The sequence below is a fragment of the Orbaceae bacterium lpD04 genome (assembly GCA_036251935.1).
In the GTDB taxonomy this organism is placed as follows: Bacteria; Pseudomonadota; Gammaproteobacteria; order Enterobacterales; family Orbaceae; genus Orbus; species Orbus wheelerorum.
Genome location: CP133967.1, coordinates 1589083 through 1611303 on the forward strand (window position 1 = coordinate 1589083; position 22221 = coordinate 1611303).

At 37.3% G+C, this 22221-nt stretch carries 17 protein-coding genes; 7 read left to right on the top strand and 10 right to left on the bottom strand.

Annotation, left to right across the window (positions count from 1 at the left end; all coding sequences use genetic code 11):
- Window positions 1–65: 65 nt before the first annotated feature.
- The 3 genes from treB (at window position 66) to RHO14_07295 (ending at window position 4438) form a co-directional block, all read left to right on the top strand.
- A complete protein-coding gene (gene treB, locus RHO14_07285; protein WVD70157.1) occupies window positions 66–1493 on the top strand; it encodes a PTS trehalose transporter subunit IIBC in 1428 nt (475 codons plus the stop codon).
- Between the two features lie 46 nt (window positions 1494–1539).
- Window positions 1540–3219: an alpha,alpha-phosphotrehalase gene (treC, locus tag RHO14_07290; protein WVD70158.1), complete on the top strand. Its 1680-nt coding sequence runs from the start codon at window positions 1540–1542 to the stop codon at window positions 3217–3219.
- Window positions 3220–3406: 187 nt separating this feature from the next.
- Window positions 3407–4438 (top strand): AI-2E family transporter, encoded by a 1032-nt coding sequence (locus RHO14_07295; protein ID WVD70159.1) that lies wholly within the window; start codon window positions 3407–3409, stop codon window positions 4436–4438.
- A 70-nt stretch (window positions 4439–4508) separates the two neighbouring features.
- On the opposite strand, the gene RHO14_07300 is transcribed toward RHO14_07295, so the two are convergent.
- Window positions 4509–5042 (bottom strand): NAD(P)H-dependent oxidoreductase, encoded by a 534-nt coding sequence (locus RHO14_07300; protein ID WVD70160.1) that lies wholly within the window; start codon window positions 5040–5042, stop codon window positions 4509–4511.
- Window positions 5043–5227: 185 nt separating this feature from the next.
- On the opposite strand from RHO14_07300, the gene RHO14_07305 reads away from it, so the two are divergent.
- From RHO14_07305 to RHO14_07315, 3 genes are all read left to right on the top strand, one after another.
- Window positions 5228–5533: a helix-turn-helix domain-containing protein gene (locus tag RHO14_07305; GenBank protein ID WVD72500.1), complete on the top strand. Its 306-nt coding sequence runs from the start codon at window positions 5228–5230 to the stop codon at window positions 5531–5533.
- A gap of 478 nt (window positions 5534–6011) precedes the next feature.
- Window positions 6012–7361, top strand: coding sequence for a diaminobutyrate--2-oxoglutarate transaminase family protein (locus tag RHO14_07310; protein WVD70161.1), 1350 nt, complete (start codon window positions 6012–6014; stop codon window positions 7359–7361).
- Between the two features lie 12 nt (window positions 7362–7373).
- Entirely contained in the window at window positions 7374–8816 is a 1443-nt protein-coding gene (locus tag RHO14_07315; protein ID WVD70162.1) for an aspartate aminotransferase family protein, read from the top strand.
- A gap of 74 nt (window positions 8817–8890) precedes the next feature.
- On the opposite strand, the gene RHO14_07320 is transcribed toward RHO14_07315, so the two are convergent.
- From RHO14_07320 to RHO14_07360, 9 genes are all read right to left on the bottom strand, one after another.
- Window positions 8891–9814: a multidrug resistance efflux transporter family protein gene (locus tag RHO14_07320; protein WVD70163.1), complete on the bottom strand. Its 924-nt coding sequence runs from the start codon at window positions 9812–9814 to the stop codon at window positions 8891–8893.
- Between the two features lie 141 nt (window positions 9815–9955).
- Window positions 9956–10837, bottom strand: a complete 882-nt coding sequence (locus RHO14_07325; GenBank protein WVD70164.1) for a DMT family transporter — start codon at window positions 10835–10837, stop codon at window positions 9956–9958.
- A 248-nt stretch (window positions 10838–11085) separates the two neighbouring features.
- On the bottom strand, window positions 11086–12216 hold the full coding sequence (locus tag RHO14_07330; GenBank protein ID WVD70165.1) for an ABC transporter permease: 1131 nt from the start codon (window positions 12214–12216) through the stop codon (window positions 11086–11088).
- A 4-nt stretch (window positions 12217–12220) separates the two neighbouring features.
- Window positions 12221–15007 carry a ribosome-associated ATPase/putative transporter RbbA gene (gene rbbA, locus RHO14_07335; GenBank protein ID WVD70166.1) on the bottom strand — a complete coding sequence of 929 codons (2787 nt, stop codon included), beginning with the start codon at window positions 15005–15007 and terminating at the stop codon, window positions 12221–12223.
- A 17-nt stretch (window positions 15008–15024) separates the two neighbouring features.
- The gene (locus tag RHO14_07340) at window positions 15025–16101 is read right to left on the bottom strand and encodes an HlyD family efflux transporter periplasmic adaptor subunit (protein ID WVD70167.1); all 1077 of its coding nucleotides are present in this window, start codon (window positions 16099–16101) and stop codon (window positions 15025–15027) included.
- A 365-nt stretch (window positions 16102–16466) separates the two neighbouring features.
- On the bottom strand, window positions 16467–16697 hold the full coding sequence (locus RHO14_07345) for a hypothetical protein (GenBank protein WVD70168.1): 231 nt from the start codon (window positions 16695–16697) through the stop codon (window positions 16467–16469).
- Window positions 16698–16889: 192 nt separating this feature from the next.
- Window positions 16890–17855, bottom strand: coding sequence for an alpha/beta hydrolase (locus tag RHO14_07350; protein WVD70169.1), 966 nt, complete (start codon window positions 17853–17855; stop codon window positions 16890–16892).
- A 202-nt stretch (window positions 17856–18057) separates the two neighbouring features.
- Window positions 18058–19263 (bottom strand): MFS transporter, encoded by a 1206-nt coding sequence (locus tag RHO14_07355; GenBank protein ID WVD70170.1) that lies wholly within the window; start codon window positions 19261–19263, stop codon window positions 18058–18060.
- Between the two features lie 172 nt (window positions 19264–19435).
- The gene (locus RHO14_07360) at window positions 19436–20329 is read right to left on the bottom strand and encodes a LysR family transcriptional regulator (GenBank protein ID WVD70171.1); all 894 of its coding nucleotides are present in this window, start codon (window positions 20327–20329) and stop codon (window positions 19436–19438) included.
- Window positions 20330–20667: 338 nt separating this feature from the next.
- Between RHO14_07360 and RHO14_07365 the strand changes: the two genes are divergently transcribed.
- Entirely contained in the window at window positions 20668–21915 is a 1248-nt protein-coding gene (locus RHO14_07365; GenBank protein ID WVD70172.1) for an SLC13 family permease, read from the top strand.
- Window positions 21916–22221 lie beyond the last annotated feature (306 nt).

Below are 22221 nucleotides of genomic sequence, written 5' to 3' on the forward strand. Positions count from 1 at the left end.
ACCAGAATATTTTATACTCAATTAATTAAATAAAGCGATCATTAATCATAAAAGGGGATCGTTAAATGGCTAAAAGAACGTTAATTGATAACGACATGATAGTACAACTCATTCATTTTATTGGTGGTAAAGATAATGTGGGTAGCGTCACTCATTGCTTAACGCGTTTGCGTTTTGCGTTAAATGATCCAGATAAAGCCGATATTGATGCAATCAAAACATTACCCTTTGTTAAAGGCTGTTTCACCAATAGTGGCCAGTTCCAAGTAATTGTTGGCACCAACGTTGGTGACTATTATAAAGCCTTAATTAAAGAACTGGGAATAAGTGAAGAGAGCAAAGAACAAACTAAAGTTGCCGCTAAAAAAAATATGGTCTGGTATGAAAGGCTAATTGCTAATCTTGCCGAAATTTTTGTGCCATTATTGCCAGCATTAATTGCCGGGGGCTTATTATTAGGATTACGCAATATTATTGGTGAAATGCCAACGATTAATAATCAGCCATTAGTGGCATCTTACCATTGGTTAAAGCCTATCTATGATATGCTTTGGTTACCGTGTGAGGCAATATTTCACTTTTTACCTGTTGCGATTTGTTGGTCAACGGTTAAAAAAATGGGTGGCTCTCCGGTTTTAGGGATTGTACTTGGCATCACGTTAGTTTCACCGCAGTTAATGAATGCTTATGATTTAGGTGTGAAAATTCCGGAAGTATGGGATTTTGGTTGGTTTACGGTTCAAAAAGTCGGCTATCAAGCGCAAGTTATTCCCTCAATTTTAGCCGGGATTGTGCTTGGCTGGCTTGAAACACGATTACGCAAAGTTATTCCCACTTATTTGCATATCGTTTTAGTGCCAATTATTGCCTTATTAGTCTCAGTTTTTCTTGCTCATATGGTATTAGGGCCGCTTGGCCGAGAACTCGGTGAAGGCGTTGCGTACTGCGTCAAATTTTTAATGACGGGTGATTTTGCTCCGATTGGCGCTGCTTTATTTGGCTTTTTCTATTCACCATTAGTAATAACAGGCATTCACCATACCACATTGGCTATCGATTTACAGATGACCAACAGTATGGGCGGAACGCCAATTTGGCCAATTATTGCCTTATCAAATATTGCGCAAGCCTCGGCGGTTGTCGGCATTATTTTTGTCAGCCGAAAATATAATGAACGTGAAGTTTCTGTTCCTGCCGCAATTGCGGGTTATTTAGGGGTTACAGAGCCTGCAATGTACGGTATTAACTTACGATACAAATTTCCGATGCTTTGTGCGATGATTGGCGCTGCACTCGCTGGGCTTATTTGCGGGCTTTTTGGCGTGTTATCAAACGGCATTGGCGTTGGCGGTTTACCGGGTATTTTATCAATACAGCCAACGTATTGGTTAATTTATCTTTTTGCGATGTTAGTTGCGATCATTGTGCCGATTTTATTAACAATACTGGTCTATAAAATCAAATCAAAAAACGGCACGCTATGCGTCGATTAAGCCGCGCATTATTCATTTATCCCTATTTATGTTAGAGAGTGTATCTATGTCACAAAATATTTTACCTTGGTGGAAAACGGGAACTGTGTATCAAATTTATCCTAAAAGCTTTCAAGCAACCAATGGGCGATCTACAGGCGATCTTGCCGGTATCATAAAACGTTTAGATTATTTAAAACAACTTGGAGTAAGTGCCATTTGGCTAACACCGATTTATCCTTCTCCTCAAGTTGATAATGGTTATGATGTGTCTAATTATTGTGATATTAATCCTGACTATGGCTCAATGGCTGATTTTGAAGCATTAGTTTGTAAAGCCCATCAGCTTGATATAAAAATCATGATGGATATGGTGCTTAATCATACTTCAACATCGCACCCTTGGTTTCAATCATCTTTAGATATAAAAAGCCCATATCGCACGTTTTATATCTGGAAAGAGGCTAATTGCGAAGGCAAAGAGCCTAATAATTGGCGCTCAAAATTTGGTGGTAAAGCGTGGCAATTAGATAAAGCATCTAATCAATATTATTTACACCTATTTGCGACAAAGCAAGCTGATCTAAATTGGGAAAACCCAGAAGTACGAACACAACTAAAAAAAGTCTGTCAATTTTGGGCGGATAAAGGGGTTGATGCCTTAAGGCTTGATGTGATTAATTTAATTTCTAAACAACAAGATTTTGCCAATGATGATATTGGCGATGGGCGACGTTTTTATACTGATGGGCCAAGAGTTCATGAATATCTGCAAGAGATGAGCCGGGATGTGTTTACTCCCAATAAATTAGTAACTGTTGGCGAAATGTCATCAACATCATTAGCGCATTGCCAACAATATGCCTCACTTGATGGTAAAGAACTCACCATGACCTTTAACTTTCATCACTTAAAAGTTGATTACCCAAATGGCGAAAAATGGTCGCTTGCTAAACCCGATTTTGTAGAGTTAAAACAAATTATGGGACATTGGCAACAAGGAATGCATAACAAAGCTTGGAACGCTTTATTTTGGTGTAATCACGATCAGCCGCGTGTAGTTTCGCGCTTTGGTGATAGCGGAAAATACCATAATCAGTCAGCTAAAATGCTGGCGATGGCATTGTATGGTTTACAAGGTACGCCTTACCTCTATCAAGGTGAAGAAATTGGCATGACCAATCCTAACTTTACTCAAATTAGTCAATATCGCGATATTGAAAGCTTAAATATGTTTGATGAGATGCTACAAAAAGGCATGGATAGGGCAAAAATAATGGCGATCTTAGCCTCTAAATCACGTGATAATAGCCGTACGCCAATGCAGTGGGACAGTTCGCTTCATGCTGGTTTTACGACAGGCGAACCATGGATTGAGGTTGCAAATAACTACAATACCATTAATGTTAAAGCCGCTTTAGCCGATAATGACTCGATATTTTACTGTTATCAAACCTTAATCGAATTACGCAAACAATATCCGATCTTTAGTTTAGGTAACTATCATGATTTAGATCCAAGCACAGATAAAGTATGGTGTTATACAAGGCAACATAATGATGAGATCTTATTTGTCATTGCTAATTTACATGCAGCGCCGCTCATGTACTCACTACCTAAGTCATTAACAGATAAAAACTGGCAAATATTGATGCACAACTATCATGACTTATTTGAGTTATCCTCATCGTTTGAGCTTAAACCTTATGAGTCAATTTACCTCTATTGCAATAACCTAAAGGCGTAATAATATTAGCCTTATTGATTTAAGATAACATCCTTGATATAAATGTTGAAACGATATCGGGGATGATCTTTTTACTTGTTTTTAATTATCTATTGAATAGCCTATTATTTTAAGCTAACTTATCAGTCCACTGCGAATTAACATCGAGATTTAGTTATGAAAACCGATAATAAAGGACTTAACAATAATGCTATTTAATAATAATCAAAAGCTAGGTATTTTTTGTGTAGTTGGATTTGCGATTTTATTTATTATTTTAATGCAAGTTCATTTAATGCCTGGGCTAATTGCCGGCCTATTAACCTACACTTTAACGCTCAAGTTAGATGATTTTTTATCTCAAAATATGAGCCAATTAGGCCGTAAGTCAAAGCTGATCTCAGTAACTTTACTAATAACAATCATTATGGCTATTATTATTGGGGGTTCTTGGTATTTATTTACTTGGTTTGTTGGCGTTGCAAAGCATCCTACAGAAACAATGGCCGCCATTAAACCCGTTATTGATAACGTATCCAATGCCTTACCTGCAAGTATTAAATCGTATTTGCCTGATGATATCGACGGCATTAAAGATAATGTGACGGTCTATTTAAAAGAGCACATCTTTTATTTACAATCGATTATTGCCCATGCATTTCATATTCTTGTTATTTTAATTGTCGGTATGATTATTGGATTGATATTAGGCTTTAAGCATCAAAAGCAATCAAATTTAACGACACAAGAGCAAAAAACGCCATTAGCACAAGCCTTTAATGCCTGCGTTGATAGGCTTGTGATCGTGTTTCAGTACGTGGCTATATCCCAGTTTGTTATCGCGCTATTTAATGCGATTATGACGGCAATTTTCCTATTTGTTATTTTGCCAATTTTTGGTGTTCACTTACCATTTAGTAAAAGTTTAGTATTAGCAACATTTGTGTTTGGTTTAATTCCGATTGTGGGGAATTTGATCGTTAACATATTAATGTTCCTAGTCGCTTTCACCGTATCATTTGGTGTTTCAATCCCGGTTATTATCTACCTTATTTTGATCCATAAAGTCGAATATGTACTAAATGCCAAAATTGTAGGTAGCAAAATTCAAGCTGGGATCTGCGAATTACTCATTGCCATGCTATTTTGTGAAACATTGTTTGGCCTAATAGGGCTAGTTTTTGCGCCAATATTTTACGCTTTTATTAAACTCTCACTAAAAGACTTAAAGTTGATTTAATCGCTAGTTTTAAGCTTATATTTAGATACCGCTCATTTATTGTTTAGTATCTAAATATAGCTTACCACCATTAAAGATCAGATAAAAATTGGACATAATCTTTAGCATTTTGCTCAATTATTTGCTGGGTAATACTTACTTTATCTGGCTCAGTATGTGCGCCATATAGGGTAAATGCACCTTGATAATGACCATTAACATAATTGATGGTTGCCTCAAATGGTCGAAGTAAATTAGTTAAGGTAAAAGGCTCTTGGTATTCTTCCTTTTTACTGCCTAGTGATACCGCGAGTGCTATTTTTTTACCCATTAATTTTTTACCTTTTGAACCATAAGCCCAACCGTAGGTAAATACTTCATCTAACCATTTTTTTAACAGTGGGGTGCAATTAAACCAATAAATCGGAAATTGTAAAACTAAGTTATCATGAGATTCGATTAATGCTTGCTCTTGTTCAACATTGATCTGTTCATCAGGGTATGTACTATATAGATCATGAATAGTAAATTTTTCAGGATATAATGCTAATTCTTTGATCCAGCGCTTATTTATTACTGAGTCTTGCATATTCGGATGGGCAACAATAATAAGTGTTTTATTCATAGCAAACTCCATACTTAATGTTAATAGAAAACAATATTTACAATACTGTTAATATTGAGTATATATATGAATTGATATTTGTGAAGTACGGTAATTAAGGTTATATACTATCTATAAAGAGAGTGATAATGTCAGCGATTGAGCAAAATAAATTAGTAAATGATTCATGTATATTAAGCAATGTTATGGCTGAAGATTTTCCATTTGGCTATACATTGTCTTTGATAAATGGCAAATATAAAATGATTATAATGTATTGCTTATATCAAAATAAACCAGTCATTCGTTTTAATGAGTTAAAACGTTCTATCAATAATATTTCATTTAAAACATTAAGTAATACGTTAAAAGAGCTCGAATCAGATGAGCTAATCGTTCGAACTCAATACTCACAAATTCCACCTAAAGTCGAATATAGCTTGTCAGAGCGAGGACTCTCGCTCATGCCTATTTTTGATTTAATGTGTGAGTGGGGAATAAAAAACCGTTAAAAATTGATTTATTTATCAAGCTAACAAGCTTAAATTTTATTTAAAATTAATATCGTTTTATTATTGATGTGTCTGCACATGCTATCAATAATTTGAATTAAATACGCTTAAAACCCCGCAATATATAGCCGATATTGCATCTATCCTTTCTCATGTAATGCCTTCGTAATTAATTTTTATTTATCAATACTATTTCATTGCCAATCAGGAATTTATAGGGCAAAATTAGCGCGCTATTGATTAGCGAAAGTATGTTTATTAAATTTTCAGGAGGGCCAATAGATACTACACTAAACGTTGTATTATCTTGGCATTGATAACCAAAATATTACTGTTAAATTAAAAGAACAAAAATTGAATCAAGTTAGATTTATGACCTAGATAAATCTAATAGAATGTATCATTAGGTGGATAGTTAGCATTCAATCTCACGTTACTTTTATTTCCACAGTAGAACTTTTATTACAGAGGGTTTGACATGGGAACAACACAATCATCTTCATTGAATAATGAATATTATTTAAATCGACAATCTAATTTCGAATCAAATGCACGAAGTTATCCGCGCAAATTTCCAATTGCGATAAAATCAGCAAAGGGCGCATGGCTTGAAGATGTTGAGGGTAAAAAATATTTAGATTGTCTTGCAGGTGCTGGAACTTTGGCTTTGGGACATAACCATCCAAATGTTATAAATGCGATAAAACGGGTATTGGATAGCCAATTACCACTCCATACATTAGATTTAACCACTCCACTAAAAGATCAGTTTTCACAAACTGTTCTTGATCTATTGCCCGGCTCACCAAGTAGCTGGCGATTACAGTTTTGCGGCCCAACAGGCGCCGATGCTAATGAAGCTGCATTTAAATTAGCAAAAACCGTTACCGGCCGCTCCGCAATTATTAGTTTTTCGGGCGGTTACCATGGCATGACTAACGGCACGTTAAGTGCTACTGGTAATTTATCAGCTAAAACGCCAATTGGTGGATTAATGCCTTATGTGCAGTTTATGCCATATCCTTATTCGTATCGGTGTCCGCTTGGTATTGGCGGCGATAAAGCGAGTGAGGCTTTAGCGACGCTATTTGAACGTTTTCTTGATGATATCGAAAGCGGCATAACAAAGCCTGCTGCAGTGATTTTAGAGGCGATTCAAGGCGAGGGCGGCGTTATTCCCGCACCGGTTGAATGGCTAAGAAAAATTCGTGAAGTCACTAAACGGTTAGGCATTATTTTAATTTTAGACGAAGTTCAAGCTGGCATTGGTCGCAGTGGTCAATTTTTTGCATTTGAAGAGTCTAGCATTGTGCCTGATATGATTGTAATGTCAAAAGCGATTGGCGGCGGCTTGCCGATGGCTCTTGTTGCTTATAATGCAGAGCTCGATATTTGGTCGCCAGGAGCTCACGCTGGCACTTTTAGAGGTAATCAGCTCGCAATGGCAACGGGCATTGCAACGCTTGATGTGATAACTAACCAAGGGGTATTAAACAACGTTAATATCGCTGGCAACGCACTCAAACAAGGATTATTAGCGCTACAAAAACGTTTTCCTTGCATTGGTGACGTGCGCGGACGTGGCCTTATGTTAGGGATTGAAATTGTTGATAGTAAAGGGCAAGCTGACAAGTTAGGCAGCCTACCATACGCGCCAGAACTGTCTGTTGCATTACAAAAAGCCTGCTTTGATCACGGCCTAATTGCTGAACGTGGTGGCAGACATGGCGCCGTGTTACGGTTTTTACCCCCATTAACATTATCACTTGATGAAGTTGAGCAAATTCTTGTTCGTTTAGAAAGTGCACTAAAAGTGCTTACAGCATAAGGGTTAGATGCCATGGATAAAAATTTTTTAACCGGGGTTACATCAATAGGCTTAGCCGGCGCTGAGCAATACCGAACGTTAATGAAAGAAGCGGTTGATGTTGCAGCTAATTGGTTAGTTGGCGAAAAAATGTTTGATGGGATCCCAATTGCAATGCTACGCGCCGAGCTTAATACGCTTGATTTTTTGCCAGAGCAAGGCGTGGGCGATTTACAAGCACTACACGAAGCAAATACCTATTTTTTAAAACATGCCCTACAAGTGCACCATCCGCTTTGTTCAGCGCATTTACATTGCCCAACAACGATTGCCTCCCAATTAGCGGAGGTCTTAATTAATGTATCAAACCAATCGATGGACTCGTGGGATCAAAGCCCTTCAGCAACGCTATTTGAAGAGTATATTATTACCCAATTACGTAAACAAATTGGTTATCCTGTCGGTGATGCCGGCGTATTTACTAGCGGCGGTACGCAAAGTAATTTCATGGGGTTATTACTTGCTCGTGAACATGCAAAGCGGCATTTTTCGCATTATCAGCAGAGCGAATTAGTGGTTATCTGCTCTGAGCAAGCTCACTTTTCAGTGCAACAATCGATGCTATTATTTGGTTTTAATGATAGTGCGACAATTGCTATTGCTTGTGATGACGGCGGCCGAATAATCGTTGATAAACTTGCCAGTACTTTACAAGAGTTAAAAACTCTCGGTAAAAAAGCTTTTGCAATTATTGCAACGGCTGGCACAACCGATACCGGCGCCATTGATGATATTAGCGCTATTGCCACATTAGCAAACCAATATCAAGTATGGCTACATATTGATGCTGCGTGGGGCGGGATCTTGTTATTTTCGCAAAAATACCGTGATAGGTTATTAGGTATTGAACTTGCTGACTCCATTTCATTAGATTTTCATAAACAATTTTTACAAACCATTAGTTGTGGTGCGTTTGTATTAAAAGATGCGGCTAATTATGAATTAATACGCCGACATGATGATTATTTAAATCCGATTGAAGATGAGCTTGAAGGGGTACCTAATTTAGTTGCCAAATCGATTCAAACAACAAGGCGCTTTGATGCACTCAAATTGTGGATGAGTTTTCGCAGTTTAGGTGCTAAAAACTATGCCGAAATGGTTGATTATTCAATTGATTTAGCGCAGCAAGTTGCTACGTATATTGATAGCTCATCAACATTTGAATTGGTTAACTCAACGCAAATTGCTAGCGTGTTATTTCGTATTAAGAGTGAAGTCTTAATGGGGAAAGATAGTACGTTAGTGCATCGTTTTATTGCGCAGTTACTATTTGAACAAGGCAATGCGAATTTAGGTATTACGCGCCGTGATGGTAAAACCACGCTTAAATTAACTTTACTTAATCCTTATACCAAAATTATTCATGTTAAAGCACTGCTTGCCATGATTGAACGGCTAGTGAGTCAATATTAAAAGGACAATATGATCATCGATGAAAACAGGTAAAAGCAGAATTATAGGCTTTAACCTGTTTTCATCTTCAGTCGTTATTTAGAACATAAACTCGATAAAATCATGCCAATAAAGATAATTGCCATTCCAATTAGTGCATATAAACTTGGCAGTGCAATATGTAAAATAATCATCTCCCCAATTAGCGTAAAAATCACTTCGCCGGACTGCGTTGATTCAACACACGCCAAAGCTTTATGATTGTGGCTAACTAACTGCGTTGCATAAAAAAATAGCGACGTTGCAATCACCCCTGAAAATAGCCCGACAATGAATGTTTGTTGTATTTGCTCTGCTGTAGGCAGTGATTTTTCAACCAAGATCGCATAAAGATTTAAGATCAGCCAAAATGGTAAGCTGCAGATAATCATACCTAAAATTCGTTGATAGACATCTAATTCGCCTTTTATCATTAGGATGGTTTTACGATTCCCTAATGGGTAACAAAAAGCGGCAAATATAATCAAACTACTGCCGAACATTAGCGTTTTTGTATTAATAGTAGCAACTTGGCTTAGCTGCATAATAATAATGCCGAGTAAGATAATTAAAGAAAATAAAAAATTACCAATAGAAAAATAAGCCCTATTTTTATAAATAAAGGGCGCTAATAAAACGCCTGCAATAATGGTAAATTGCCAAGTGCTTGCAACTAACCAAGATGGGCTAAAACTTGCTGAGTAGGTGAGCGGCGCATAAAAAAGGCCAAAACCGACGGTACTCCAAATAACCCAAGCTAATAAGTTTGCTTTGATATGGGCAAGTAGCGGTAATAGGTTTTTTCTAATTAAGACGATCACTAAAAAGAAAGGAAGCATCCAATAAAATCTTAAGGATGATGACCAAATCCAATGGCCGCCTGACGCCGCCATTAGTTTGTTTAACAAAAACGTAAATGCGAAAAAAAAGGCGGCTAAAGTGCCTAAAACCATAGCTTTGCGTAGTTCTTGAAATTTCATAATATGTCAAAATTTATCGTCGATATAAACATTATACATCGCATGATAGGATTCACGGTTAAATTATTAAGCGGTATTTAATTGGCGGTAAATCGCGCTGATACGCCTTATAACAATTGCTAATATCAGCGGCTAAAGATGTTATTTACTTTTGGTTGCGAAGGTTTTTTTAACCGTTTGGGCAACTATCACCCCGATAAGCACTAAAATGGTACCAATAACAAAATGTATTGTTATGGATTCATTTAAAAATATTGCTGCAATAATAACCGTAAAAATAGGTGCAAAGTTTAAAAATATCGATGCTTTATAGGCGCCAAGTAAACGAATGCCAGCCATCCACGTGAAAGGCGCAATGATCGATGCCGGGATCCCTGCAAATAAGACTAATGGGATATTGGTAGCATTTAAAGCAACATTATCGGCACATAAGAAGAACGGGATTATACAGACTAAACCAAAAAATATTTGGATATAAAGTGATGCCCAAGGGGTAACTGGGATCGCCCACTTTTTAAGTAGCACACCATACAATGCATAGGCTAATGAGGCTAATAAAATGAGCATTTCCCCTTTATTTATCCCGTCTGATAATAAGGAAAGTGGATGGCCGTTTGTGACTAACCAAACTAACCCAACAAATGACAATAGCGCACCAATAATTAATCCTAGTGTTAGGGCCGAACGTAAAATAAATAAACTGAGAATCAAGGTTAATAGCGGAATAACGCCATTCGCAACGCCCATTAACGCAGCTGAAATGGTTTGCGCAGCAAAATAAGCTAAGCCTTGAAACATGCACATCCCTAGCGCACCTAATACAAAAAACTTTGCTAAATGTTGTTTAATTATTTGGCGTTGCCTAACGACAGAGGGGATCACAAAAGGGGTGATAACAGCAAACGCAATAAGCCAGCGATAAAATGAGATAGCAGCGGGATCAATTGAACTTGCGGCAAGTTTACTAACTATTGCGTTAATAGACCATATTAAGACGGCAATTAAAGGGTAAATAAAATTCATAATGTTACTTATAGCAAAGATTGCGTGGTTATAATAGCTCAGGATTATAACATTAACTTTGAATAACCTGGAACTGACAATTAATAACGACGGGCTAATTTTACGATTTTAGCTGCAGTACTTAATAACCTACCATTTAATTTTCATTATAATCACACCTTACAACAAAAAAATAACGAACACTATCATCGATTATAGTCGGTTTTAATTGAGAATACCGCTTAATAGTTACAATGTCACAAATAATATTATGAGCCCATATTCGCAATTGATTTACGAAACCGCACTAACGCAATTGTAAAAAATACCGCCCCAATACCGATTAACCACACATAAGAAGTCCATATCACACTTAATCCCGCACCTCGATACAAAATGGCTTGACCAAGCTCGACAAAATGGGTGGTTGGCGCAAATAACATAATATCTTGAACCGCTTGTGGCATGCTTTCTTTTGGTGTACTACCTCCTGATAGCATTTGTAGGGGTAATAAAATAAGGATTAATAACATCGCAAACTGAGCGGTTGATTTTGCAACTGTAGCCAAAAAAATACCGAGTGATGTTGTGACAAAAAGGTGCAACGCTGCGCCAATCAAAAATAGCGTTACCGAGCCTGCAATCGGCACATGTAGCCATCCTTGTACGACAATAAATAACGCTCCCCAAGTTGAGATTAACACCACAAGCCCCATTGACCAAATTTTTGACATCATAATTTCAAATGGCGTTACTGGCATTGAAAGTAAATGATCAATCGTGCCATGCTCACGCTCACGCATTAAAGCTGCGCCAGTTAAAATAATTGATAAGGTGGTGACGATATTAATGATTTCCATTACCGAGCTAAACCACGATCTTGTCAAATTGGGATTAAATAGCGTGTGCACTTCAATGTTAACGGGTAGCGTTGCTACCGAGCGGTAACGGTTTGCAAATTGGGTAACTTCATCTGATATCATTTGCGTAATATAGCCATTACCGATAAACGCTTGCCCCATCCTTGTTGCATCAACATTAAGCTGAATTTCAGGACTGGTATTATTTAAAACATCCCGCTGAAAGTTGGGGGGAATATTAAGCCCAAATGTGTAATTATCCGTATCCATGCCTTTATCGATATCATCCATTGTGTAGACTTTAACTGGCGGCATAAACATCGGCGGATAAAAAGCGGCAATGATTTGCCTTGAAAGAGGGGAATCGTCTTCATCAACAACGGCAATTGTTGCTCGGTTAAGCGTGTCTGATGCGGCCGTTGCAGCAGAGTAGATATCAAAGCTAAAACAGTAAGCAATTAAGATTAGCATGATGGGATCACGCAGTAATCCCCATAGCTCTTTAACGCCTAATCGATAAATATTATTGAGAGTTTGCATATCGTTATCCTTCCTGTTTTTTTAGCAGAAGAATACTTACCCCAAGGACAATTGGAATAGTGATAAATAATGACAACATTGAGGCATGGAGATCCATAAATTCTAATGCTTTATTAAATACGCCTCTCGAAATAATTAACATATGTGTAGTTGGATAAATATCACCAATATAACGGCCAGCGCCTTCTAGTGACGATACAGGGTTAATTAATCCTGAAAACTGTATTGCCGGTAACATGGTGCCAACACAAGTTAAAAATATCACCGCAACTTGGCTTTTAGTTATCGTTGAGGCAAATAAGCCAATTCCTGTTGAAATAATACAATACGCTAAGGCTGCGATACATAGCGTGATAAAACTACCTTTTATTGGCACCGCAAATATGGTAACCGCCATAAATAACAGTAATAAAAAACTGGTCATCGAAAGCATAATATAAGGGACTTGTTTACCTAATAAAAACTCGGTCCTTGTTACTGGCGTAACATAAAGATTAATAATCGAGCCCATCTCTTTTTCACGAACAACCGACAGCGCCGCTAACATAGAGGGGATCATCAATAATAAGATTGGGATCACCGCCGGTACCATTGAGGGTAAGCTTTTGACATCAGGATTATAACGATAACGAGTTTCAATGTTTGCAAGGCTTGTTGATGTTGTACCTATTGATTCTTTTACTTTTTCGCTTAACCATTGTAAATGCATGCCTTGTATATAACCTTTAATTGTATCGGCGCGCATTGGCATTGAACCATCGATCCAGATAGCAATACTAACGTTATCACCGCGCTTAATATCACGTTCAAAATTAGGTGGAATTTCGATCGCAAGGGATATTTCGCCACTTCGCATTCTAATGTCCATATTGTTATAATCAGTAATAGAGGGTTGTTCGATAAAATACCTCGGTGAACCGGTAAGGTTTAAGGTGTAATTATGACTTAATGAACTTTGGTCACGATCAAGTACAGCAAAATTGAGATCTTCAACGTCCATAGTGATCCCATATCCCATCACCAACATTAAAATTACCGAACCAAGTAAAGCAAGAACTGCGCGCAGTGGATCACGTGATAGTTCTAATGTTTCGCGCCACAAGCAACCAACCATTCGTGACAGGCTAAATACGCTATTATGAGGCTTAATCGTTTGTTGTAAAGTTGCGATAGGCGGTGCGGGTTCGCGCTCTGTTTTGGGTGAGGCCTTATCAGCACCTGCTTCAATAAGATATTGAATAAAAGCGTCTTCTAATGTTTTAGCCTGTTTTTGCGCAATAATATTATCCGGCGTATCACTTGCCAGCACTTTACCAGCATGCATTAATGAGATCCGATCGCAGCGGGCGGCTTCATTCATAAAATGGGTCGTTATAAATACCGTTACTTTATCTTTACGAGATAGCTCAATAATCAAACGCCAAAAATCGTCTCTTGCAATTGGGTCAACACCTGAAGTTGGTTCATCTAAAATTAGAATTTGTGGATCATGAACAACGGCAACTGATAACGATAAACGCTGTTTTACGCCTAAGGGTAAACTATCAGGTAGACTTTGCCGATGCTCGACAAGCCCAAAGCGAGTTAATAGCGTTTCGACTCGTGTTGGGATCTGTTTTTCATTCATGCCAAAAAGGCGCGCATGTAATACCAGATTTTGCTCAACAGTTAGCTCGCTATATAATGAAAAGGCCTGTGACATATAGCCTAAATGGCGGCGGATATTGATATTACTGGCATCAACAGCTTTACCAAATAACCATGCTTCGCCCTCTGATAAGGGGAGTAAGCCGGTTAACATTTTCATTGTCGTTGATTTACCACAGCCATTCGATCCTAAAAAGCCAAAAATCTCACCCTCTTGGATAGAGAAATTAACATGATCAACGGCAATAAAATCACCAAATTGTTTAGTGAGTCCTTTAGCTTCAATTGCGATCGGGGTTTGGCTGGTAATTGCTAAAGGAGGGATCTCAACGGGCATATATCCGGCGCGGGCACTTTCTGGCATTAATTGAATAAATGCATCATCTAATGTATTTTTATTTGTTTTAGTCAGTAATGATTGTGGCGTGCCGGTTTCTAAAATTTTTCCATTATACATGGCAACCAACCAATCAAAATTTTGCGCCTCATCCATATAGGCTGTTGCAACAATAACGCTCATTTGTGGGCGCTGTTTACGGATATTAGCAATTAGATCCCAAAATTGCGACCGAGAAAGCGGATCAACGCCGGTTGTTGGTTCATCTAAAATAAGTAAATCGGGATCGTGAATAAGCGCTGAACATAAACTGACTTTTTGTTTCATCCCCCCCGAAAGTCGGCCTGCTGGCCTTGAGAGGAAAGGGTATAAACCAGTACTTTTTGTCAGCTCATCAATGCGCCTGCGGCGCTCTGCTGCGTCATGGCCAAATAATCGAGCAAAGAATTGTAAATTCTCCTCAACTGAAAGCGTTGGATAAAGGTTTTTACCTAATCCTTGCGGCATATACGCAATTCGGGTACAAACTGAATTACGGTGCTTTTTATCATTTATATTACCATCTAGCACATAAACGGTGCCATTTTGAATAATATGCGCGCCAGCAATAAGTGATAATAGGCTTGATTTACCAACACCATCAGGGCCAATTAACCCCACCATTTGGTAAGCGGGGATAGCGAGTGAAATATTATTTAAAGCCTGCACTTTTTTATAATGCAAACTCACATTTTCTATTTTAACAACACGCTTATCATCGTTAAGCTGGGCCGATGAAGCCGATAAACTGCTCATTTGATCTGACATAAGCTACCTCCCAATTATTATTGATTGGAACATTTAGCTAATTCAGATAGCTCCTGTGGCCAAGGCGTACTTGGATCTAGTTTAAGCCAAGCAACGCCAGGTAAACCCGTTTTAACATAGTTGATATAGCATGTTAGTAATTCAGGGCTAATTTGCGCCTTAACCCGAAACATTAACTTTTGACGTTCATCTTTAGTTTCGACTGTTTTCGGTGTAAATTGCGCGATGCTTGATACAAATGTTACTTTAGCTGGAATGGTGATATCAGGCAATGCATCTAATACTAGCCTTACTTCATCTTGAATGCCGATTTTACCTGCCACCGTTTCTGGCAAGAAAAACGTTAAATAGACGTCAGATAAATTGATTAAATTTAATACCTTACCGCCTGCTGCTAGCACTTCACCAGGCTGCGCAATTTTAAATTGAATACGCCCATCAACCGGGGAAGTTAAAGTGCTATCGTTAATATCGGCTTCGATTTGTGCAATGTTTGCTTCGGCAACTTTTATCGCCGCTGTTGCACTTTGTACATTTGCATTAGCCGCGTCAATCGCCGCTTGGGCTGCATCAACTTGTGATTTTGCTGTCGCTAAAACTGCTTTTGCGCTATTAGTGGCTGCATTGTCATTATCGAGATCTTGAGCAGATAGGGCGCCTTTTTTGGCGAGTTGTGCGGTTCTGGCAAGGTGTTTTTGTGCGATATCTAAATCACTTTCACGCTGATGAACAACTGACTGGGCGGCGAGCTTATCATTCATTTTTAATGCTAATTGTGCTTTAGCACTTGATTCATCACTAACTGCTTGTAAATATTTTGCTTTGGCTTCATTTAACTGCGCAACTAATGTATCAGTATCCATAATTGCTAAGGATTGACCTTTTTTAATAAATTCGCCTTCTTCAACATTAATCGCCTTAATTCGTCCTGCTAATTTGGTCGAAATATTGATCTCAGTGCCTTCTATTCGCCCATTACCACTGACAAACTCATCACCAAAACCATCGGTTTTCGTTTGTTGCCATATAACAAAGCCTAAAACAACAACAGCAATAACAATAATAAAAAACCACTTCTTATTTATTTGTTTCATAACAATATCCTTATTTAAAACAGCAGATTTATAAATATCAATTAAGGAAATTAATGTTGCCAGCGAGCTGTATATAGAGTAATTACATTATAACAGTAATCGGTTTGTCATGTGTTTTAAAACTATCACAGCCAAAATTACTGTCAAATAATATTTAGCTGATCAATTTCAATATAGCAGTGGATGCTTAATTTTGCGGGGAGGATTATCATTAAATATGACTTGATACATTATTGAGCAGATAAATTGCAGGGAATACAGCTAAGTTTAGCTGCTGCAATAGATGAGTTTTAAGGTTATCGATTTATTAGCCACCAAAGTGGCTAATAATTAATCTTGGTAGTAATGCCCTTGGTTTTTAATAGTTAATACTCGTCAACAATCAGTTTTTTGCGATTAACAAGATAATAAATAAGGGAAAATAGGGCAATTAATAGAAAAAATGTATTCCCTATTGCCGAATAAATAATGTAAGACAAATAGTCATCATAAACACCACTAATAATAAGCCCAATGCAATTGTAAATTAACACCAGCATTGCGCCAAGACAGAATGATACACCATGATGATGCATTAATTTTAGAAAAAGTTTCATGTGATTACCTCATAAACTATTCGTGGTATTAAGCGCAGTCAATACACTATTTTACGTAATTTGGTAATGGTTATAATAGCGTCAAGCTATGTAAAAAGAAAGTTTCGTTTTATTAATTAATTTTGAAATTTTAACTAACAAACAGTAACTTAACCTAATTCATTGGATTTAACGCTATTATTAAATTATCTATTATTTTAAATTTTCTTTGAAAAATGAGGTTAACTTATCAAAGGGAATTAAATTAACCCGATCATATAAATCAACGTGACCCGCCCCTTTAACATAGTAAAGTTCCTTCGGCTGGGCGGCGCGCTGATAAGCATCTTCACTAAATTCTTTCGAATGCGCTTTATCACCAGTAATAAATAGCATTGGCCGCGGTGAAATACTTTCAATGTCATTAAATGGATAGAAGTTCATAAATTTTACACTACTCGTAAGTGTTGGGTGAGTTGTTAACAAAGGCGTTGAACTTGCCGGGGTAAATTCACCTCGTGGTGTACGATAAAAATCATAAAACTCGCGTTCAATTGGATTTGAGTTTTCATTAATTTCATGCACAGTGCCACTGGTATATTTGATTTCACCGCCGTTAAACTCAACATCGCGCTGCGCTGCTGCATCAGCAATAATCTTTTTTCGTTGCTCAAGGCTCATTGAATGATTGAGTGCATTACGATTTGCCGAGCCCATATCATACATACTAACCGTTGCAATCGCTTTTAAACGAGGATCGATCTTTGCGGCACTAATTGCAAAGCTACCACTTCCGCAAATACCAATTACCCCAATATTATTTGGATCAACAAAAGGGCGGCTATCTAAAAAATCAACCGCAGCGCTGAAGGTTTCAGCATAAATGTCGGGCGATACGACCTGACGTGGTTGTCCTTCACTTTCGCCCCAAAATGATAAATCAATAGATAAGGTAACAAATCCTTGCTCAGCCATTTTTATCGCATATAAATTGGCACTTTGCTCTTTGACCGCTCCCATTGGATGGCCAACGATAATAGCGGGATTTTTGATATTTACGTTAATATTTTTTGGCATAAAAAGGTCGCCAACAACCATCATATTATATTGATTTTTGAAGCTCACTTTTTGCATAGTCACGTTATCGCTTTGATAAAAATTGTTTGCACCGTTAGACATATCAGCTCCTAATGCTGTGGCAGATGAAAATAGCCCAAATATCATCAGCCAGGTTGATAATTTTTTGAGTTGTAAAATTGTGAATAAAAAATATTGCCTTATTTTTTTCATAAGTAAGTATCGACCTCTAAATAGTTAGTTTTGATTATTCCCTAATCCTTGATTAGGAGATGCGTTAAAATAAAGTTTATGCGTGATGCGATCAGGCAAGTTTACCTGTCGCGTGTTTATAAAGTGAGAAACAAAAAGTGGTAATAATTGCGGCCATAATAAAAATTAGGGTTGAAGCAATAAAGATAGCGCCAATGCCGAAGTTATCAAAAGTAAAGCCGCCAATACCTGCTGCCATACCAATAGAAAACTGAATAGCAGCGACTAATAGCCCGCCAATAAGCTCAGCTTTATCTGCCAGTGTACGCGTTATCCAAGTAGACCAGCCAACCGTAATAAAGCCAAATATAAACCCCCAAATCATGATCAGTGCAATTTTAATTGTCATATCGCCAATACTTGATAAAAGTAATATCGCAATGCAAGCAAGGACAATATGCATGCCTATCATAATCGGCCTAAAAAATCGCCCAAGTATCAAGCCCGCAATAAATGTACCTAAACAGTTCGTCAAACCAAACACCAATAAAACGAGGGTTAAAGGGTTAGCTTGTAATGCAAGATTATGATCTAAAAATGGGCGTAGATAAGTGAAAAAGAGGTGGTAACCACCATAGCTAAAAACAGTGCCAATAATGCCCATTAGTACCCAATTTTGTTTCAGTAACGCAAACATATTTTTAAAATTATTGTGGCGATTAGGGGGTAATGTCGGTAATGCAAATAATTGAAAAATTAAAGCGATAAAACTAAATGCGGCAGCAATTAAAAATATATTACGCCAACCAATTATGTTTCCTAAATAACTGGCTAATGGCAGTGAGATAATTGTTGCAACCGATACCCCAGCATAAACAATGCTTAATGCACGGGGTATATTCTTACTTGGCGCAAGTTGTAAAACGACAGCCGAGGCCATTGACCAAAAGCCGCCAACACAAATACCTAAAATAGTTCGCCCAATAAGCATCATAAAATAGTTAGGTGCAAGAGCAACTATCACATTTGATAAAATTAATAAAATAGACAAGGTGAGTAAAACCGATTTACGATTTATTTTTTTAGTCAGTGGGGCAAGTAGCAAGCTGGTTATTACTGCAAAAATTCCAACCATTGTGATGCTTTGCCCAGCTTGCCCTTCGGTAATGTGTAAATCGTGTGCGATTGGCGTTAATAGGCTAACAGGAATAAACTCTGCTGCAATAAGGCTCGTTACCCCCATAAATAAAGCAAAAATTGCTGACCAATACGTTTTATCTGGTGAATTTAATGTGTTATTAGATCTTATTGATACCATGATTTTTAATTGAACCGTAAAATTTATCTTGACGGTAGTTTAAATAGCAAGGTGCAGTATGTAAATTACTTATATTTTATGCTTAATCATGCTTTAAAAGCATGGAAAAAATGATGAAATATTATTATTAATACGATATTTGAATAACAATATCGTTTAATTAAGGCTTAGGCTAAGCATCATCAATATGAGTAAAAACCTGTTTAATACGTTGTAAAAATAGCTCGGCAGCTTTTGAAAAAACCTGATAACGTTTGCAAACCAGATTAATATCAACCGTTAAAGGTGGGCTTAATGGCTTAAAACATAGGAGGCTATCACCAGTCGTATTAATCAGTTTATCAAGGCTTAGTGCATAACCTATATTTTTTTCAACCATCAGTGATGCGTTATAAATTAGATTGTAGGTAGCGATAACATTAAGTTTTTCTAAATCACGTTTTAACCAGTGAGTCAGGCGTTTATCAACTTCCTTTTGTTTAGAAAAAATCAGTGGTAGATCCCAGAGATCTTGAGGCGAAATTGTATCTTTAGTCGCAAGTGGGCTATCTTTTCTCATTAATACGCCCCATGTGTCTTTTGCAGGTAAGAGTAATGAATCATATTTACTAATATTATCAGCACCAATTAATAGCCCAAAATCTAATAATCCCTTATCAATTTGCTCGGTGACTTCGTCGGCATCACCGCTATAAATATGGATATTAATGTTTGGGTGCTCAGAGTGTAAATCTTTAATCACTTGTGCAATTAGTTCAACGGCATGGGTTTCACCGCAGCCGATAAAAATATTGCCACTGATGAGCTCTGCCGATGTTTGAAATTCCTGTTTGGTTTTTTTAACCAATTCTAAGATCTCTTCTGCACGTTTACGTAGCCGAATACCGTCCTCAGTTAAGGTTATTTTTCGGCTACCGCGGATAAATAAGGTTTTACCTAGCTCTTGCTCAAGTTCACTAAGCTGCCTTGATAAGGTTGGCTGAGTTAGATGTAAATACTGCGCTGCGGCCGTTATACTTTCTTCACGCGCAAGGGCTAAAAAATAGCGTAAAACTTTAATGTCCAATATTATCTCCTTAAATGACTCATCCCAAGTATATTTTTTTTATTTACTTGGTTATTAAAAGTATAGCAGTAATAAAGCATTAGCTAGAAACAGTTTTATCATGATATTAGGGTAATATAAATGGTTTAAATTTGAGCTGTTATTGATAAATTCTTGTTTGAAAATATTGAATTTATTATCATTAACGTCTACGCTATTAAGCCAATAAGCTTATTTTATTTGAAATAAATTTTCTAAAAATGTTAGTTATTTTCAAGATTCAATATTTTGTGAGGATCAAATTGCACGTCAGGAATTTGATATGACATAGTTAGTTTAACCAATATTTGGATAATATAATGGCGCTTACGATCTCGATTTTCTTACTCGTCTACTTAGCAATGTGTCTTGGTTTTTTACCTGGTTTTAACGTTGATCGCACTGGCGCTGCCGTAATTGGCGCTTTTGCTATGATAGCATTTGGTGTTATTTCTCCCTCAAAAGCCTGGAATGCAATTGATTATCGCACTATTAGTCTGTTATTTGGCTTAATGGTTGTCTCGGCCTCTTTTATTGTTTCTGGGTTTTATAATTGGACAGCGGCGCGCATTGCAACTTTACGGGTTTCACCCGCCTTATTACTTGCCGTTATCATTATTGTCGGTGGGGGATTATCAGCCTTTTTAACCAACGATGTTGTCGTTGTCGCAATGACGCCGTTGTTAGTTTCTATTACGATGTCACGTGGTTTAAATCCAGTGCCTTTTTTGTTAGGTTTTTGTTTTGCAAGTAATACTGCCGCCTCTGGGTCGTTAATTGGTAGTCCACAAAATATGATTGTGGCTCAAGGGCTCGATCTTTCCTTTACTGGCTTATTACACGTTGCCGCTTTGCCTGCGTTACTTTCATTGCCCATTATTTGGGCAGTATTAATATGGCTATATCATAAAAATTGGTATTTAGCTAAATCGGCGCAATTAGCCGCGCCAGCCGTGATAAATAATCCAGCAAATTCACTTGATATAGCCGAAACGGTTAAAGCTGGCGTTATTACCGTGATCGTAATTATTGCATTTATTGCAACCGATATTCCTCGTGAACTCATTGCTTTTGGTGCTGCTGGCTTTTTATTGCTTAACCGCACTATATCTTCAAATGATATGCTTAAACATGTTGATGGTAATTTATTATTATTAATTATGGGATTATTTATTGTTAATGCCGCATTTTCATCAACAGGGATCCCGCAAACATTACTTGATGATCTAAAGCACATTGGTATTGATCTTAATAATCCGATTGTTCTATTTTTGGTTACGGGCGTGTTAAGTAATATTATTGGTAATAATCCATCGGTTATGTTACTTGTGCCATTTTTACATCATAGTGGTCATAGTGATGCGTTAGGTGCTGCCTTGGTGTTAGGTTCGGGGTTTTCAAGCAATATGTTTGTATTTGGCAGCTTAGCCGGGATTATTGTTGTGGAACAAGCTAAACAATATGGTGTAAAAATTTCGTTTGTGGAGTTTATGAAATCAGGTTTTATTGTCACCGTATTATGTATGCTAATGGCGGCGGTGAATATTTTATTATTGTCATCGTTATAATGTTAAGCACATGATAAGAACGGCTTAACTAGATGGCATACACCGTTTAATCATTTTGCCACCTTAATAATTCTATCAAGGCGTTAATTACCGGTGTTTTGTGTTTATTTTTAGCATAGTAAAGGTACATTGGCGGATAGGTAATATTAATATTTGTAAAAAACTCAATGAGTTTACCGGTTTTTATTTCGTCCTCAACCGTTGTTCGTGGCAGCCAAGTGATACCAAGCCCGTCATTTTATGATGCAAGATTTAAATAACATGGAAATAGCCGATCATTTATCTAATTGGTTGAAAGAAAAAGGG

What these genes read in the sequence shown, in the direction of transcription:
- RHO14_07315 (WVD70162.1), top strand. Translation starts at nt 7,374, where the DNA reads ATGGATAAAAATTTTTTAACCGGGGTTACATCAATAGGCTTAGCCGGC.
- RHO14_07365 (WVD70172.1), top strand. Translation starts at nt 20,668, where the DNA reads ATGGCGCTTACGATCTCGATTTTCTTACTCGTCTACTTAGCAATGTGT.
- RHO14_07310 (WVD70161.1), top strand. Translation starts at nt 6,012, where the DNA reads ATGGGAACAACACAATCATCTTCATTGAATAATGAATATTATTTAAAT.
- RHO14_07345 (WVD70168.1), bottom strand. Translation starts at nt 16,697, where the DNA reads ATGAAACTTTTTCTAAAATTAATGCATCATCATGGTGTATCATTCTGT.
- RHO14_07350 (WVD70169.1), bottom strand. Translation starts at nt 17,855, where the DNA reads ATGTCTAACGGTGCAAACAATTTTTATCAAAGCGATAACGTGACTATG.
- RHO14_07320 (WVD70163.1), bottom strand. Translation starts at nt 9,814, where the DNA reads ATGAAATTTCAAGAACTACGCAAAGCTATGGTTTTAGGCACTTTAGCC.
- treC (WVD70158.1), top strand. Translation starts at nt 1,540, where the DNA reads ATGTCACAAAATATTTTACCTTGGTGGAAAACGGGAACTGTGTATCAA.
- RHO14_07305 (WVD72500.1), top strand. Translation starts at nt 5,228, where the DNA reads ATGGCTGAAGATTTTCCATTTGGCTATACATTGTCTTTGATAAATGGC.
- treB (WVD70157.1), top strand. Translation starts at nt 66, where the DNA reads ATGGCTAAAAGAACGTTAATTGATAACGACATGATAGTACAACTCATT.
- RHO14_07300 (WVD70160.1), bottom strand. Translation starts at nt 5,042, where the DNA reads ATGAATAAAACACTTATTATTGTTGCCCATCCGAATATGCAAGACTCA.
- RHO14_07325 (WVD70164.1), bottom strand. Translation starts at nt 10,837, where the DNA reads ATGAATTTTATTTACCCTTTAATTGCCGTCTTAATATGGTCTATTAAC.
- RHO14_07340 (WVD70167.1), bottom strand. Translation starts at nt 16,101, where the DNA reads ATGAAACAAATAAATAAGAAGTGGTTTTTTATTATTGTTATTGCTGTT.
- RHO14_07330 (WVD70165.1), bottom strand. Translation starts at nt 12,216, where the DNA reads ATGCAAACTCTCAATAATATTTATCGATTAGGCGTTAAAGAGCTATGG.
- RHO14_07355 (WVD70170.1), bottom strand. Translation starts at nt 19,263, where the DNA reads ATGGTATCAATAAGATCTAATAACACATTAAATTCACCAGATAAAACG.
- RHO14_07295 (WVD70159.1), top strand. Translation starts at nt 3,407, where the DNA reads ATGCTATTTAATAATAATCAAAAGCTAGGTATTTTTTGTGTAGTTGGA.
- rbbA (WVD70166.1), bottom strand. Translation starts at nt 15,007, where the DNA reads ATGTCAGATCAAATGAGCAGTTTATCGGCTTCATCGGCCCAGCTTAAC.